Origin of the sequence: Metapseudomonas resinovorans, from assembly GCF_002003485.1 — a bacterium.
In the GTDB taxonomy this organism is placed as follows: Bacteria; Pseudomonadota; Gammaproteobacteria; order Pseudomonadales; family Pseudomonadaceae; genus Metapseudomonas; species Metapseudomonas resinovorans_D.
In genome coordinates, this window is record NZ_BDMA01000057.1 from 25,001 (window position 1) to 38,533 (window position 13,533).

Sequence of the window (13,533 nt, forward strand, 5' to 3'; positions counted from 1 at the left end):
CCGTTGACCTATCCCAGGTGCTGCCAACAAGGAATGCCGAAACCGGCGAGCAACTCCGCCGTTTCCAGCAGCGGCAATCCCACTACCGCTGAATAACTGCCTTCAACGCGACTGACGAATACCGCACCCAGCCCCTGAATAGCGTAGCTGCCGGCCTTGTCGGCGGGTTCGCCGCTGGCCCAATAGGTTTCCAGCTCGGCTCGCGCGATGGCGCGAAAGCGCACCCGGCTCGCAACGACACGCGTTTCGCAGCGGTTCGCGGAGGCCAGGGCGATGGCGGTGAGCACTTCGTGCTCGCGGCCGGACAACAGTTCGAGGGTCGCCAGGGCGTCGTCGCGATCGGCCGGCTTGCCGAGGATGCGACCATCCAGCACAACGGCGGTATCCGCACCCAGCACGCAGGCGTCGCCGGGCTCGGCCAGGCTGGCGAGACCGGCCAGCGCTTTCTCGCGGGCCAGGCGCTCGACATAGGTCGAAGCGACTTCGTCAGGCTGGGCGGTTTCGTCGATGGAGGCGATCAGGGTGATATGGGGAACGCCGATCTGCGCCAGCAGTTCACGCCGGCGCGGCGACCCCGAAGCCAGGTACAGCGTGGCCATGCGGACTTCTCCCTGTCGAGGACAGAGGCTTGCGACATGGCCGCAAGCCGATCAGTTGACGTTGAGGCGGCGACTCGTACCGCGCAAGGCGGCGTATACCCAGGGCCATAGCAACGCGCTGACCAGTGCGGGCAGCAGGAAGACCAGGGTCGGGGGACGATTACCGGTGAGGGCATTGAGCCACAGCTGCACCAGCTGGGCCAGACCGAAGACAACGAGCAGGACGAGGCACTGCTGCCACATGGGGAACATGCGCAAGCGCTGGTGCAGGGTCAGCACCAGGAATGTGATCAGGGCAAGGATGAGGGCGTTCTGCCCGAGCAGGGTGCCATACAGCACGTCCTCCGCCAGACCCAGCAACCAGGCCGTGGTCATGCCCACGCGATGCGGCAGGGCGAGCGTCCAGTAGGTGAGGAAAAGCGCCAACCAGAGCGGACGGCCGATTTCCATGAAGCTGGGGATAGGGCCGACGCTGAGCACCAGGGCCAGGATCAGGCTGATCCATATGACCCAGCCGTTGTTGGAGCGCTGGCCGACCATCAGTGACTCTCCTGGGTGTTCTGCGCGGCGGGCGGTTTGTTCGGCGCGGCGGGCGCGGCAGCGGGAGCGGCCTGAGCGGCAGGCGCTGCGGGAGCGTTTCCAGCAGCAGGTGCCTGGGCTGCCGGTGCTGCCGGTACAGCCGGTGCAGCCGTGCCGTCGGCTGCCGGCTGACCAGCCGCTTCGCGATCGGCGGCCTCCTGGGCCTTGGCCGCAGCGTTGGCGCGCTCTTCGGGGCTACGGGTATCCGTGAACACCAGCAGCATGTAGCGGCTGCGATTCAGTGCAGCGGTCGGGACGGCGCGAACGATGGCGAAAGGCTGGCCGGAGTCATGGATGACTTCCTTGACCGTCGCTACCGGGTAGCCGGCCGGGAAGCGCTGGCCAAGACCGGAACTCACCAGCAGGTCGCCTTCCTTGATGTCGGCGGTGTCCGCGACGTGACGCAGTTCGAGGCGCTCCGGGTTTCCGGTGCCGCTGGCGATGGCGCGCAGGCCGTTGCGATTCACCTGCACCGGGATGCTGTGGGTGATATCGGTCAACAGGAGTACGCGCGCGGTGTACGGCATCACTTCGACCACCTGGCCCATCAGGCCACGGGCATCGAGCACCGGCTGACCGAGGAACACGCCGTCCTTCTCGCCCTTGTCGATGAGGATGCGGTGAGTGAAGGGATTGGGGTCTACGCCGATCAGCTCGCCGACCAGGACTTTTTCATCCACGAGGGCAGAGGAGTTGAGCAGCTCGCGCAGCCGCACGTTCTGCTCGGTGAGCGTCGCCAGCTTCTGCAGGCGGCGCTGCATCAACAGGGCTTCGGCCTTGAGCTTCTCGTTCTCGGCGATCAGCGTGCTGCGACTGGTGAACTGGTCGCTGACGCCATCCCAGGCACGGACCGGTAGATCAGCCAGCCAATAGAAAGGCGTGAGGAAAAGCCCCATCTGACCGCGCATGGGCTTGAGGGTGTCGAAACGGGCATCGACCACCATCAGTGCGGCCGAGAGCACGGCGAACACCAGAAGGCGTACGCCGAGCGAAGGTCCCTTGGTGAATAGCGGCTTGATGGCCCGCTCCTATGGCTATGCGCTCTCCAACCTTATTCGGTGGAGAGCAGGTCCATCGCGTGGCGGTCCATCATATCCAGGGCACGGCCGCCACCACGGGCGACGCAGGTCAGCGGGTCTTCGGCGACGATCACCGGCAGGCCGGTTTCCTGGGCAAGCAGCTTGTCCAGATCACGCAGCAGCGCGCCACCACCGGTCAGCACGAGGCCGCGTTCGGCGATGTCGGAGGCGAGTTCCGGCGGGGATTGCTCCAGGGCGCTCTTCACTGCCTGGACGATGGTCGCCAGGGACTCCTGCAGGGCTTCCAGCACTTCATTGGAGTTCAGGGTGAAGCTGCGCGGTACGCCTTCGGCCAGGTTGCGACCGCGGACGTCGATCTCGCGGGTCTCACCACCCGGGAAGGCGGTGCCGATTTCCTGCTTGATGCGCTCGGCGGTGGATTCGCCGATCAGGCTGCCGTAGTTGCGGCGCACATAGGTGACGATGGATTCGTCGAAGCGGTCGCCACCGACACGTACGGATTCGGCATAGACCACGCCGTTCAGGGAAATCAGGGCGATTTCGGTGGTACCACCACCGATATCCACGACCATGGAGCCGCGGGCTTCTTCCACCGGCAGACCGGCACCGATGGCGGCGGCCATGGGCTCTTCGATCAGGAAGACTTCGCGGGCGCCGGCGCCCAGGGCGGATTCACGGATGGCGCGGCGTTCCACCTGGGTGGATTTGCACGGCACGCAGATCAGGACGCGCGGGCTCGGCTGCAGGAAGCTGTTCTCGTGAACCTTGTTGATGAAGTACTGCAGCATCTTTTCGCAGACGCTGAAGTCGGCGATCACGCCATCCTTCATCGGGCGGATGGCGGAAATATTGCCAGGAGTACGGCCCAGCATGCGCTTGGCGTCGGTACCTACAGCTACCACGCTCTTCTGATTGCCATGGTTACGAATGGCGACCACGGAAGGCTCGTTGAGGACGATACCGCGCTCGCGCACGTAAATAAGGGTATTGGCAGTGCCCAGGTCGATCGACAGATCACTGGAAAACATGCCACGCAGTTTCTTGAACATGGGAGAGGGACCCTAGGCAACGCGTGGGTAAAAAAGTGCGGCAAACTCTAACAATGACAGGGATTTTGGGCAAGGCGCCGATATGTTAAATTGCCTGTTTTTCCGGGCCAGCAAGGCCCATCATCGCGGCCTTTGACCGCCCGTTCGCAGCACCGTTCCCCGCTCGATTCCCGCACGGTCGACTGCCACGCAGGCCGCTTCTAGTTGGAGACCCCCGATGGCGCTTGAACGCTCCGACGTGGAAAAAATCGCCCATCTCGCCCGACTGGGCCTGAACGAGGCCGATATCCCGCGTACCACCGAGACCCTGAACAACATCCTCGGCCTGATTGACGCCATGCAAGCGGTGGATACCGACGGTATCGATCCCATGGCCCACCCCCTCGACGCCACCCAGCGCCTGCGCGCCGACAGCGTCACCGAGGAAAATCGTCGCGACGCCTACCAGGCTATCGCACCGGCCGTCGAGAACGGCCTGTACCTCGTGCCCAAAGTCATCGAATAAGGAAAGGGTTCCCCATGCATCAACTGACCCTCGCCGAGATCGCCCGCGGCCTTGCCGCCAAGGAATTCTCCGCCGAAGAGCTGACCCGCGGCCTGCTCGCGCGCATCCACCAGCTCGATCCGCAATTGAACAGCTTCATTACCGTCACCGACGAACCGGCCATCGAACAGGCCAAGGCAGCCGACGCACGGCGTGCCGCCGGTGAGCAAGGCGCCCTGCTCGGTGCCCCGATCGCCCACAAGGACCTGTTCTGCACCGAAGGCGTGCTGACCAGCTGCGCCTCGAAGATCCTCAGCGGTTTCAAGGCTCCCTACGACGCCACCGTGGTCGCGCGCCTCAAGGCCGCCGGTGCGGTCAGCCTCGGCAAGCTGAACATGGACGAGTTCGCCATGGGTTCGTCCAACGAATCCAGCCACTACGGCGCGGTGAAGAACCCCTGGGCGCTGGACCGCGTCCCCGGCGGCTCCTCGGGCGGTTCCGCCGCCGCCGTCGCCGCGCGCCTGGTGCCCGCCGCCACCGGCACCGACACCGGCGGTTCGATCCGCCAGCCGGCCGCCTTCACCAACCTCACCGGCATCAAGCCTACCTACGGCCGGGTTTCCCGCTGGGGCATGATCGCCTATGCCTCCAGCCTCGATCAGGGCGGCCCGCTGGCCCGTACCGCCGAGGACTGCGCGCTGATGCTCGGCGCCATCGCTGGCTTCGATCCCAAGGATTCCACCAGCGTCGACCAGCCGGTCGATGACTACCTCGCCAGCCTGAACCAGCCGCTGGCCGGCCTGCGCATCGGCCTGCCGAAGGAGTACTTCGGTGCCGGCCTCGACAGCCGCATCGCCGATGCCGTGATGGCCGTGGTCGAGGAGCTGAAGAAGCTCGGCGCTACCGTGAAGGAAATCAGCCTGCCGAACATGCAGCACGCCATTCCGGCCTACTACGTGATCGCCCCGGCGGAAGCGTCCTCCAACCTGTCCCGCTTCGACGGCGTGCGCTTCGGCTATCGCTGCGAGAACCCGCAGAACCTGGAAGACCTGTACAAACGCTCCCGCGCCGAAGGCTTCGGCGCCGAAGTGAAGCGTCGCATCATGGTCGGCACCTACGCCCTGTCGGCCGGCTATTACGACGCCTACTACCTGAAGGCACAGAAAATCCGCCGCCTGATCAAGAACGACTTCGTCAGCGCCTTTGGTGAGGTCGACGTGATCCTCGGCCCGACTACGCCGAACCCGGCCTGGAAACTCGGCGAGAAGAGCAACGACCCGGTCGCCCAGTACCTGGAAGACATCTACACCATCACCGCCAACCTGGCGGGCCTGCCGGGACTCTCCATGCCCGCCGGCTTCATCGATGGCCTGCCGGTCGGCGTGCAGCTGCTGGCGCCCTACTTCCAGGAAAGCCGCCTGCTCAACGTCGCCCACCAGTATCAGCAGGCGACCGACTGGCACAAACGCGCTCCGGCCGGATTCTGAGGACGACTCACATGCAATGGGAAACAGTGATCGGGCTGGAAATTCACGCCCAGCTCAGCACCCAATCGAAGATTTTCTCCGGCAGCGCCACCACGTTCGGCGCCGAGCCCAACACCCAGGCCAGCCTGGTTGACCTCGGCATGCCCGGCACCCTGCCGGTGCTGAACGCCGAAGCGGTTCGCATGGCCTGCAAGTTCGGCCTGGCCATCGACGCCGAAATCGCCGGGAAGAACGTCTTCGCCCGCAAGAACTACTTCTATCCGGACCTGCCCAAGGGCTACCAGACCAGCCAGATGGACCTGCCGATCGTCGGCAAGGGCCACCTGGACATTACTCTGGAAGACGGCACCGTCCGGCGCATCGGCATTACCCGCGCACACCTGGAAGAAGACGCCGGCAAGAGCCTGCACGAAGACTTCCACGGCATGAGCGGCATCGACCTGAACCGCGCGGGCACCCCTCTGCTGGAGATCGTTTCCGAGCCGGACATCCGCAGCGCCAAGGAAGCGGTGGCCTATGTCAAGGCCATCCACGCCCTGGTCCGCTACCTCGGCATCTGCGACGGCAACATGGCCGAAGGCTCCCTGCGTTGCGACTGCAACGTCTCGGTGCGCCCGAAAGGCCAGGAAGCCTTCGGCACCCGCGCCGAGATCAAGAACGTCAACTCGTTCCGCTTCATCGAAAAGGCCATCAACCACGAGATCCAGCGTCAGATCGAGCTGATCGAGGATGGTGGCAAGGTGGTACAGGAAACTCGCCTGTACGACCCGAACAAGGACGAAACCCGCTCCATGCGCAGCAAGGAAGAAGCCAACGACTACCGTTACTTCCCCTGCCCCGACCTGCTGCCAGTGGTGATCGAGCAGAGCTTCCTCGACGAGGTGCGCGCCCAGTTGCCGGAGTTGCCGGTGCAGAAGCGCGAACGCTTCGAGAGCCAGTTCGGCCTATCCACCTACGACGCCACGGTGCTCGCTGCCAGCCGCGAATTGGCCGATTACTTCGAGGCCGTCCAATCGGTCTGCGGCGACGCGAAGCTGGCCGCCAACTGGGTGATGGGTGAGCTCTCCAGCCTGCTCAACAAGGACGGCCTGGAGATCGAGCAGTCGCCGGTTTCCGCCGAGCAACTGGGCGGCATGATCCTGCGTATCAAGGACAACACCATCTCCGGCAAGATCGCCAAGATGGTCTTCGAAGCCATGGCTGCCGGCGAAGGTTCTGCCGACGAGATCATCGAGAAGAAGGGCCTGAAGCAGGTCACCGACACCGGCGCCATCGATTCCATGCTCGACGAAGTGCTGGCTGCCAACGCCGCCCAGGTCGAACAGTACCGCGCCAGCGACGAAGCCAAGCGCGCGAAGATGTTCGGCTTCTTCGTCGGCCAGGCGATGAAGGCGTCCAAGGGCAAGGCCAACCCCGGCCAAGTGAACGATTTGCTCAAGAAGAAGCTCGAAGGCTGAAATACCCTTTGAGGACGCCGGGCATGCCCGGCGTTTTCTTGTCCGAGGCATGCACGATGTTTCGATCCCTGTTCTGGGTTCCCACGTTCGCCCTTCTGCTTGCAGGTTGCAGCACCTCCCCCTTTGGTGGCGGTGACAGCGAGTCCGGCCACGGCTATAGCGCCGAAGGCAAGGCCTCCTATTACGGTTCCCGCCACCATGGTAGGCGCACGGCAAGTGGAGAGCGCTTCGACCAGCATGCCCTCACGGCCGCCCACCGCACGCTGCCTTTCGGCACCCGGGTGAAAGTGACCAATCTGAACAACGACCGCACGGTGGTGGTTCGCATCAACGATCGCGGCCCGCATATCCGTGGCCGGATCATCGACCTGTCGCGCGAAGCGGCCGAACGGCTGGGCATGCTGCGGGCCGGCGTGGCCCCCGTGCGCGTGGAATCCCTCGACTGACTGGAGAATCACAATGAGCGCAGAACGCAAATCCGGCCTGCAGGTGCGCCGGGAAGTCATGGGCGACGCCTTCGTCGACCGCGCCCTGGGCAATGCCACCGAGTTCACCCAGCCGCTGCAGGACTTCGTCAACGAGCACGCCTGGGGCGGCGTCTGGAACCGCGAAGGCCTGCCACGCAAGACCCGCAGCCTGATCACCCTGGCCGCCCTCACGGCGCTGAAGTGCCCGCAGGAGCTGAAGGGCCATGTGCGAGGCGCGCTGAACAATGGCTGCACGGTGGAGGAAATCCGCGAAGCGCTGCTGCACTGTGCCGTCTACGCTGGCGTTCCCGCCGCTATCGACGCCTTCCGCGCCGCCCAGGAAGTCATCGACGACTACCAGAAGTCCTGAATCCCCCCTCACACGTAGGGTGCGCTGCGCGCACCGCGGCCTCTGACGCGACGGTTTCGGTGCGCATAGCGCACCCTACCCCGAGGCGCTGGTCCCGCCGGGGCCCACTCAGATCAACCCGGCCCACTGCAGGATGAACAGCCCGATATTGGTGGTCACCACGGCCCCCAGGGTGGTCATCACGATGATGGCCGCCGCCAGCTCATGGTTGGCGTTCACCGCACGAGCCATCACGAAACTCGCCGCCGCAGTCGGGCTGGCGAAGTAGAGGAAGAGGATCGCCAGGTCCGCCTCGCGGAACCCGCACAACCAGGCACCGAAGGTCGCGAGAATTGGCAGCCAGACCATTTTCATCAGGCTGGCGCTGACGGCGATCTTGCCGCTGGAGCGCAGGGACGCCAGCGAGAGGGTGCCACCGATGCAGATCAGCGCCAGCGGCAGGGTCATCTGCGCGAAGTACTCGCCCGAAGTCATCAGCCATTTCGGCAGCGGCAATTCCCAGTACGCGACCGGAATCGCCGCCAGTACGCCGATGATCAGCGGATTACTGATGATGCTTCTGGCGAGACTCAGCGGGTCGCTCTTGGCATTCGGACTGTAGATCGCCAGGACGATCGACGAGAGGGTGTTGTAGCTGAGGATCACCACCGCGCCGAGGATACTGCCCACCGACAGGCCGTAGTCGCCATACATGCTGGTGGCCAGGGCAAGGCCGACGATGCCGTTGTTGCCGCGGAAGGCGCCCTGGGTGTAGATGCCCCGATCCTCCACCGGGCAACGCAGGATGGCCCAGCCCCAACCGATCAGGAAACAGACGATTGTCGCTGCGACAAAGTAGGCGAGCAGGGCCGGCTGCAATGCCGTCCGTAGGTCCGCCTGGACGATCCCGAGGAACAGCAGGGTCGGCATCGTGCCCTTGAACACCAGTGACGAGGCGGTGTTGATGAAGGCGTCATCGATCCAGCGCAGGCGCTTGAGGCCAACGCCCAGGAACAGCATGGAAAACACCGGGGCGGTGATGCTGAGGGTCTGCTGGACGACGGCGAGCATGGGGCAACCTTGGCGGCGGAAATAGTTAGGCGGCTAAGGATACCAACTGCGGAAGGGAAATTACCCTGTAGGGGCGAATTCATTCGCCAAGCAGGCCGCAGGTCTGCCTTGCGGACTTGAAGGGGACACTTCGTGTCCCTTGGCGAATGAATTCGCCCCTACAAGAAAGCGAATCCGATCGAAACGGGTTCAGCGGCGCACGGGGCGCTTCTGCAGTTTGCGCTGCAAGGTCCGGCGGTGCATGCCCAGGGCACGGGCCGTGGCGGAGATGTTGCCGTCATGCTCGGCCAGCACACGCTGGATGTGCTCCCACTGCAGGCGGTCCACCGACATCGGGTTTTCCGGCACCAGGCTGTCCAGGTCGGCGTGCTCGGAGAGCAGCGCGGTCAGCACATCGTCGGCGTCGGCCGGCTTGCACAGGTAGTTGGTGGCGCCGCGCTTGATGGCTTCCACCGCGGTGGCGATGCTCGAATAGCCGGTGAGGATCACCACGCGCATTTCCGGGTCCAGTTCCAGCAGCTTGGGCAGCAGCACCAGGCCGGAATCGCCGTCCATTTTCAGGTCCAGCACGGCGTAGTCGGGCAAGTCATCCTTGGCCAGCAGCAGGCCTTCTTCAGCGGAGCCGGCAACCGAAACGCGCAGGCCGCGACGGGCCATCGCCCGGGCCATCACACGGGTGAAGGTGGCGTCGTCGTCCACCAGCAGCAGATGGGGTTGTTCTTCGCCTTCGATCAGGGGTTCGTCAGTCATCTCGCTTCCTCTTCGTCAAGGCACTCAGGCGACGCCGTAGCTGCGTGGCAGACGCAACTCGGTCAGGGTGCCGCCTTCTTCATGGTTATAAAGTTTAACCGTACCGCCGGCACGGGTGACGCTGGCCTGACTCAGGAACAGGCCAAGGCCGAAACCCTTGCCTTTGGTGGTGAAGAAAGGCCGGCCGATCTGTTCGGCGATTGCCAGGGGTACGCCAGCACCGTGGTCACGGATGGTCAGCACCATCCACTGGTGATCCCAGTTCACGCGGATGTCGAGCTTTTCCGGGCAGGCATCAGCGGCGTTATTGAGCAGGTTCAGCAGCGCTTGGCTCAGGTCCGCTGGCGGCTTCAGCCGGGGCGCCACGCCGAGGCCCGTGCACTGGTAGCGATAGGTCGCCTCAGGGCGCATCAGATGCCAGCGATTGAGGGTGACCTCCAGCCATTCGATCACCGACTGCTCCACCACCGCCTGGCGACGATCCGCCTCGGCGGCGCGCACCAGGTGCTGCAGGGTGTCCTTGCAGAGCATCACCTGCTCCTGCAGCAGGGCGAGGTCGTCCTGCAGGCCGGGCTTGTCGCCGTACTCCTGGCGCAGTTCCTTGAGCAGCACGCTCATGGTCGCCAGCGGGGTGCCCAGTTCGTGGGCGGCACCGGCGGCCTGGGTGGCCACGGCCAGCAGTTGCTGGTCACGCATGCTTTCCTCGCGGCGCACCGCCTGCGACTGGTCCTGCCGGCGCAGCTCTTCAGCCATGCGGGCCACGAAGAAGGTAATCAGCGCCGCGGCCAGGGCGAAGCTCAGCCACATGCCATAAATCAGCAGGGACTCCCGCTGGCCGGTGGGCATTTCCAACGGATGGAACAGCACCAGCAGCAGCGTGTAGGCAGCCAGGGCCAGGCCAGCGAGGGTGAGCGTATAGAGCCAGGGCAGGGTCGCTGCGGCGATGGTCAGCGGCACCAGGTAATAGGAAACGAAGGGGTTGGTGGAGCCCCCGGAGAAATACAGCAGCACGCTGTGGATAACCAGGTCGAAGCCGAGTTGGACCGAGTATTCCAGCTCCGTCACCGGCCAGGGGCCGCGCAGGCGCAATGCCGTGCCAACGCAAAGTACCAGCGATACCCCGAGGGTCAGGCTCAGGGCGATCCAGGGCAACTGCAGCAGTTGAGCTTTGTACGCAAGGCCCACCGAACCGGCCTGGGCGGCCAGGACGAGGATGCGGATCAGGGTCAGTCGCAGGAGGTTCTGGCGGCTGGCAGACAGTAGTTGTACGGGTTCTAGCATGGGCACTCCCAGGAATCGCCGGAGTATAACCAAGGCGCGCCCCGGCCCGCCTCTGTGCGGCAACTCGCCGCAGCGGGGCGGATGGGGAATATCTGTAGGGGCGAATTCATTCGCCAAGGGCAGCGCAGCTGCCCCATTTCGACACTGCCGGGCAGACCTGCGGTCTGCTTGGCGAATGAATACGCCCCCACAAGGTCATCAGAAAGCCAGCATGGCCTGGAACATCCGTCCCTATTTCTGGTCAATTTGCGTCGCTGTTAACCCGAATGGCCGTTTACCCTCGTCCAATACGGAGAATCACCGCGCGACCCGCGCGGCAACCTGTCCCACAAGGAGTTGTCATGCCCAAGTTCACTCGCCTCGCCGCCGCCCTCGCCCTTTGCGCCGCCAGCGTTGGCAGCCTCTCGGCCCAGGCCGCTGACGAAGTGCACTACAACCAGGTGGCCGTGCGTGCCGAGGTCAGCCAGGAAGTGGCCCACGACCTGATGCACGTCACCCTCTACAGCGAGTCGCAGAACACCGACCCGGCCAAGCTCGCCGACGAGATCACCCGCAGCCTCAACGCTGCCGTGGAAAAGGCCCGCAAGACCAAGGGCGTCACGGTCAGCCTGGGCAGCCGCAACAGCTACCCGGTGTACGACGACAAAGGCCAGAAGATCACCGCCTGGCGCGAGCGCGCGGAACTGCGTCTGGAAAGCGCCGACTTCGCCACCCTGTCCCAGCTCAGCGCCGACATGCTGGGCGACCTGAAGATGGCGGGGATGAACTTCAGCATCGCCGACAAAACCCGCAAGACCCACGAAGACGAGCTGATCAAGCAGGCCGTGGACGCCTTCAAGGCCCGCGCCCAACTGGCCACCAGCGCCCTCGGCGGCAAAGGCTACAAGCTGGTGAACCTGAACCTGAACAGCGCCGGCTTCCAGCCGCCACAACCGATCATGATGCGCGCCATGGCTGCCAAGGGTTACGCCGACGGCGCCGCCGCACCGGAGATCGAAGCCGGCACCAGCCGCGTCAGCGTCAGCGCCGACGGCACCATCGAAGTGCAAATGCCCTGATCCGGCATCGGGCGCTGCCGTTTCCCGGGGCGGCGCCCTTCCCTCTCCTGCGGCCTGGATTTGCAGAATTGCGACAAGGCCTTACAGCTTTATTCCGCCGACTACACTCTTTCCCGTCCAGCTATTGCGTCGGGCATATGCCCTGCATAGCTTCTCGCAAGGCCCTCACAAAGGGCCCCTCACGATGACAAACAGAATAAATATGAGGTCAACATGCGTAAAAACGCCGTCATCCAGGCACTTGTCGCGGCTGGGCTGATCGCCAGCGCACCTTTCGCCAGCGCTGCAAGCAACCTGGTGTTCTGCTCCGAAGGCAGCCCCGCCGGCTTCGACCCGGGCCAATACACCACCGGCACCGATTTCGACGCCGCCGCTGAAACCGTCTTCAACCGCCTGACCCAGTTCGAACGTGGCGGCACCGCGGTAATCCCGGGCCTCGCCGAGAAGTGGGACGTTTCCCCCGACGGCCTTACCTACACCTTCCAGCTGCGCAAGGGCGTGAAGTTCCACACCACGGACTACTTCAAGCCGACCCGCGACTTCAACGCCGACGACGTGCTCTTCACCTTCCAGCGCATGCTCGACAAGGACCACCCGTTCCGCAAGGCGTACCCCACCGAATTCCCCTACTTCACCGACATGGGCCTGGACGCAAACATCGCCAAGGTGGAGAAGGTCGACGACAACACCGTCAAGTTCACCCTCAATGGCGTGGATGCAGCCTTCATCCAGAACCTGGCCATGAGCTTCGCCTCCATCCAGTCCGCCGAATACGCTGACCAGCTGCTCAAGGCCGGCAAGGCCGCCGACATCAACCAGAAGCCCATCGGTACCGGCCCGTTCGTCTTCAGCCGCTACCAGAAAGACGCGCAAATTCGCTTCAAGGGCAACAAGGACTACTGGGTGCCTGGCGATGTGAAGATCGACAACCTGATCTTCGCCATCAACACCGACGCGTCGGTGCGCATGCAGAAGCTCAAGGCCGGCGAATGCCAGGTCACCCTCTTCCCACGTCCGGCCGACCTGGACGCGCTGAAGAAGGACACCAACCTGAACATGCCGTCGCAGCCAGGCTTCAACCTCGGCTACATCGCCTACAACGTCACCCACAAGCCGTTCGACAAGCTTGAAGTGCGCCAGGCGCTGGATATGGCGGTGAACAAGAAAGCCATCATCGACGCCGTTTACCAGGGTGCCGGCCAGCTCGCCGTGAACGGCATGCCGCCGACCCAGTGGTCCTACGATGAGTCCATCAAGGACGCCGGCTACAACCCGGACAAGGCCAAGGAACTGCTGAAAGCCGCCGGCGTTGCCGAAGGCACCGAGATCACCCTGTGGGCCATGCCGGTTCAGCGTCCCTACAACCCCAACGCCAAGCTGATGGCCGAAATGCTCCAGTCCGACTGGGCCAAGGTGGGCGTCAAGGCCAAGATCGTCACCTACGAATGGGGCGAGTACATCAAGCGCGCCAAGGGCGGCGAACACGACGCCATGCTGATCGGCTGGAGCGGCGACAACGGTGACCCGGACAACTGGCTGGGTACCCTCTACGGCTGCGACGCCGTCGACGGCAACAACTTCTCCAAATGGTGCGACGCCAGCTACGACAAGCTGGTGAAAGCCGCCAAGGCCACCAGCGACGTCGCGAAACGCACCGAGATGTACAAACAGGCCCAGCACATCCTGAAAGACAACGTGCCGATCACCCCGATCGCCCACTCCACTGTCTACCAACCGATGCGCAAGAACGTGCAGGACTTCAAGATCAGCCCGTTCGCGCTCAACTCCTTCTATGGCGTGAGCGTCGGCAAGTAAGCCGGTAAACGGGGCCTTCGGGCCCCGTTTTCATTTCGGTACAAAGG

General features: G+C 64.1%; 14 protein-coding genes. 7 read left to right on the top strand and 7 right to left on the bottom strand.

Annotated elements, in window-relative coordinates:
- Positions 1-8 precede the first annotated feature (8 nt).
- From MnOB_RS14985 to mreB, 4 genes are read right to left on the bottom strand one after another with little or no spacing between them, the layout of a single operon-like run.
- The gene (locus MnOB_RS14985; protein ID WP_077525026.1) at positions 9-599 is read right to left on the bottom strand and encodes a Maf family protein; all 591 of its coding nucleotides are present in this window, start codon (positions 597-599) and stop codon (positions 9-11) included.
- A 51-nt stretch (positions 600-650) separates the two neighbouring features.
- On the bottom strand, positions 651-1,139 hold the full coding sequence (gene mreD, locus MnOB_RS14990; RefSeq protein WP_077525027.1) for a rod shape-determining protein MreD: 489 nt from the start codon (positions 1,137-1,139) through the stop codon (positions 651-653).
- On the bottom strand, positions 1,139-2,197 hold the full coding sequence (gene mreC, locus MnOB_RS14995) for a rod shape-determining protein MreC (RefSeq protein WP_077525028.1): 1,059 nt from the start codon (positions 2,195-2,197) through the stop codon (positions 1,139-1,141). Before mreC ends, mreD begins: the two co-directional genes overlap by 1 nt.
- Positions 2,198-2,229: 32 nt before the next feature.
- Positions 2,230-3,267 (bottom strand): rod shape-determining protein MreB, encoded by a 1,038-nt coding sequence (mreB, locus tag MnOB_RS15000; RefSeq protein WP_077525029.1) that lies wholly within the window; start codon positions 3,265-3,267, stop codon positions 2,230-2,232.
- A 217-nt stretch (positions 3,268-3,484) separates the two neighbouring features.
- On the opposite strand from mreB, the gene gatC reads away from it, so the two are divergent.
- Genes gatC through MnOB_RS15025 form a run of 5 tightly spaced genes read left to right on the top strand, consistent with a single transcriptional unit; the run spans position 3,485 to position 7,532 of the window.
- Positions 3,485-3,772: an Asp-tRNA(Asn)/Glu-tRNA(Gln) amidotransferase subunit GatC gene (gene gatC, locus MnOB_RS15005; protein ID WP_077525030.1), complete on the top strand. Its 288-nt coding sequence runs from the start codon at positions 3,485-3,487 to the stop codon at positions 3,770-3,772.
- Positions 3,773-3,786: 14 nt separating this feature from the next.
- The gene (gene gatA, locus MnOB_RS15010; protein WP_077525031.1) at positions 3,787-5,238 is read left to right on the top strand and encodes an Asp-tRNA(Asn)/Glu-tRNA(Gln) amidotransferase subunit GatA; all 1,452 of its coding nucleotides are present in this window, start codon (positions 3,787-3,789) and stop codon (positions 5,236-5,238) included.
- Positions 5,239-5,249: 11 nt separating this feature from the next.
- Positions 5,250-6,695 (top strand): Asp-tRNA(Asn)/Glu-tRNA(Gln) amidotransferase subunit GatB, encoded by a 1,446-nt coding sequence (gatB, locus tag MnOB_RS15015; RefSeq protein ID WP_077525032.1) that lies wholly within the window; start codon positions 5,250-5,252, stop codon positions 6,693-6,695.
- A gap of 56 nt (positions 6,696-6,751) precedes the next feature.
- The gene (locus tag MnOB_RS15020; RefSeq protein ID WP_077525237.1) at positions 6,752-7,141 is read left to right on the top strand and encodes a septal ring lytic transglycosylase RlpA family protein; all 390 of its coding nucleotides are present in this window, start codon (positions 6,752-6,754) and stop codon (positions 7,139-7,141) included.
- A 13-nt stretch (positions 7,142-7,154) separates the two neighbouring features.
- Complete coding sequence (locus MnOB_RS15025; RefSeq protein ID WP_077525033.1) at positions 7,155-7,532, top strand: carboxymuconolactone decarboxylase family protein; 378 nt, start codon at positions 7,155-7,157, stop codon at positions 7,530-7,532.
- Between the two features lie 108 nt (positions 7,533-7,640).
- Here the strand turns inward: MnOB_RS15025 and MnOB_RS15030 are convergent, their stop codons facing one another.
- From MnOB_RS15030 to MnOB_RS15040, 3 genes are all read right to left on the bottom strand, one after another.
- Positions 7,641-8,582: an AEC family transporter gene (locus tag MnOB_RS15030; protein WP_077525034.1), complete on the bottom strand. Its 942-nt coding sequence runs from the start codon at positions 8,580-8,582 to the stop codon at positions 7,641-7,643.
- A gap of 189 nt (positions 8,583-8,771) precedes the next feature.
- Positions 8,772-9,332 carry a response regulator transcription factor gene (locus MnOB_RS15035; protein WP_077525035.1) on the bottom strand — a complete coding sequence of 187 codons (561 nt, stop codon included), beginning with the start codon at positions 9,330-9,332 and terminating at the stop codon, positions 8,772-8,774.
- A gap of 24 nt (positions 9,333-9,356) precedes the next feature.
- Positions 9,357-10,613, bottom strand: a complete 1,257-nt coding sequence (locus MnOB_RS15040; RefSeq protein ID WP_077525036.1) for an ATP-binding protein — start codon at positions 10,611-10,613, stop codon at positions 9,357-9,359.
- Positions 10,614-10,954: 341 nt separating this feature from the next.
- On the opposite strand from MnOB_RS15040, the gene MnOB_RS15045 reads away from it, so the two are divergent.
- Together MnOB_RS15045 and MnOB_RS15050 are read left to right on the top strand one after the other, a co-directional pair.
- The gene (locus tag MnOB_RS15045; RefSeq protein ID WP_077525037.1) at positions 10,955-11,671 is read left to right on the top strand and encodes an SIMPL domain-containing protein; all 717 of its coding nucleotides are present in this window, start codon (positions 10,955-10,957) and stop codon (positions 11,669-11,671) included.
- A 213-nt stretch (positions 11,672-11,884) separates the two neighbouring features.
- On the top strand, positions 11,885-13,486 hold the full coding sequence (locus MnOB_RS15050) for an ABC transporter substrate-binding protein (RefSeq protein WP_077525038.1): 1,602 nt from the start codon (positions 11,885-11,887) through the stop codon (positions 13,484-13,486).
- Positions 13,487-13,533 lie beyond the last annotated feature (47 nt).

Coding starts and splice junctions, on each gene's coding strand:
- MnOB_RS14985 (WP_077525026.1), bottom strand. CDS start 599: ATGGCCACGCTGTACCTGGCTTCGGGGTCGCCGCGCCGGCGTGAACTG.
- mreD (WP_077525027.1), bottom strand. CDS start 1,139: ATGGTCGGCCAGCGCTCCAACAACGGCTGGGTCATATGGATCAGCCTG.
- mreB (WP_077525029.1), bottom strand. CDS start 3,267: ATGTTCAAGAAACTGCGTGGCATGTTTTCCAGTGATCTGTCGATCGAC.
- gatC (WP_077525030.1), top strand. CDS start 3,485: ATGGCGCTTGAACGCTCCGACGTGGAAAAAATCGCCCATCTCGCCCGA.
- gatA (WP_077525031.1), top strand. CDS start 3,787: ATGCATCAACTGACCCTCGCCGAGATCGCCCGCGGCCTTGCCGCCAAG.
- gatB (WP_077525032.1), top strand. CDS start 5,250: ATGCAATGGGAAACAGTGATCGGGCTGGAAATTCACGCCCAGCTCAGC.
- MnOB_RS15020 (WP_077525237.1), top strand. CDS start 6,752: ATGTTTCGATCCCTGTTCTGGGTTCCCACGTTCGCCCTTCTGCTTGCA.
- MnOB_RS15025 (WP_077525033.1), top strand. CDS start 7,155: ATGAGCGCAGAACGCAAATCCGGCCTGCAGGTGCGCCGGGAAGTCATG.
- MnOB_RS15030 (WP_077525034.1), bottom strand. CDS start 8,582: ATGCTCGCCGTCGTCCAGCAGACCCTCAGCATCACCGCCCCGGTGTTT.
- MnOB_RS15035 (WP_077525035.1), bottom strand. CDS start 9,332: ATGACTGACGAACCCCTGATCGAAGGCGAAGAACAACCCCATCTGCTG.
- MnOB_RS15040 (WP_077525036.1), bottom strand. CDS start 10,613: ATGCTAGAACCCGTACAACTACTGTCTGCCAGCCGCCAGAACCTCCTG.
- MnOB_RS15045 (WP_077525037.1), top strand. CDS start 10,955: ATGCCCAAGTTCACTCGCCTCGCCGCCGCCCTCGCCCTTTGCGCCGCC.
- MnOB_RS15050 (WP_077525038.1), top strand. CDS start 11,885: ATGCGTAAAAACGCCGTCATCCAGGCACTTGTCGCGGCTGGGCTGATC.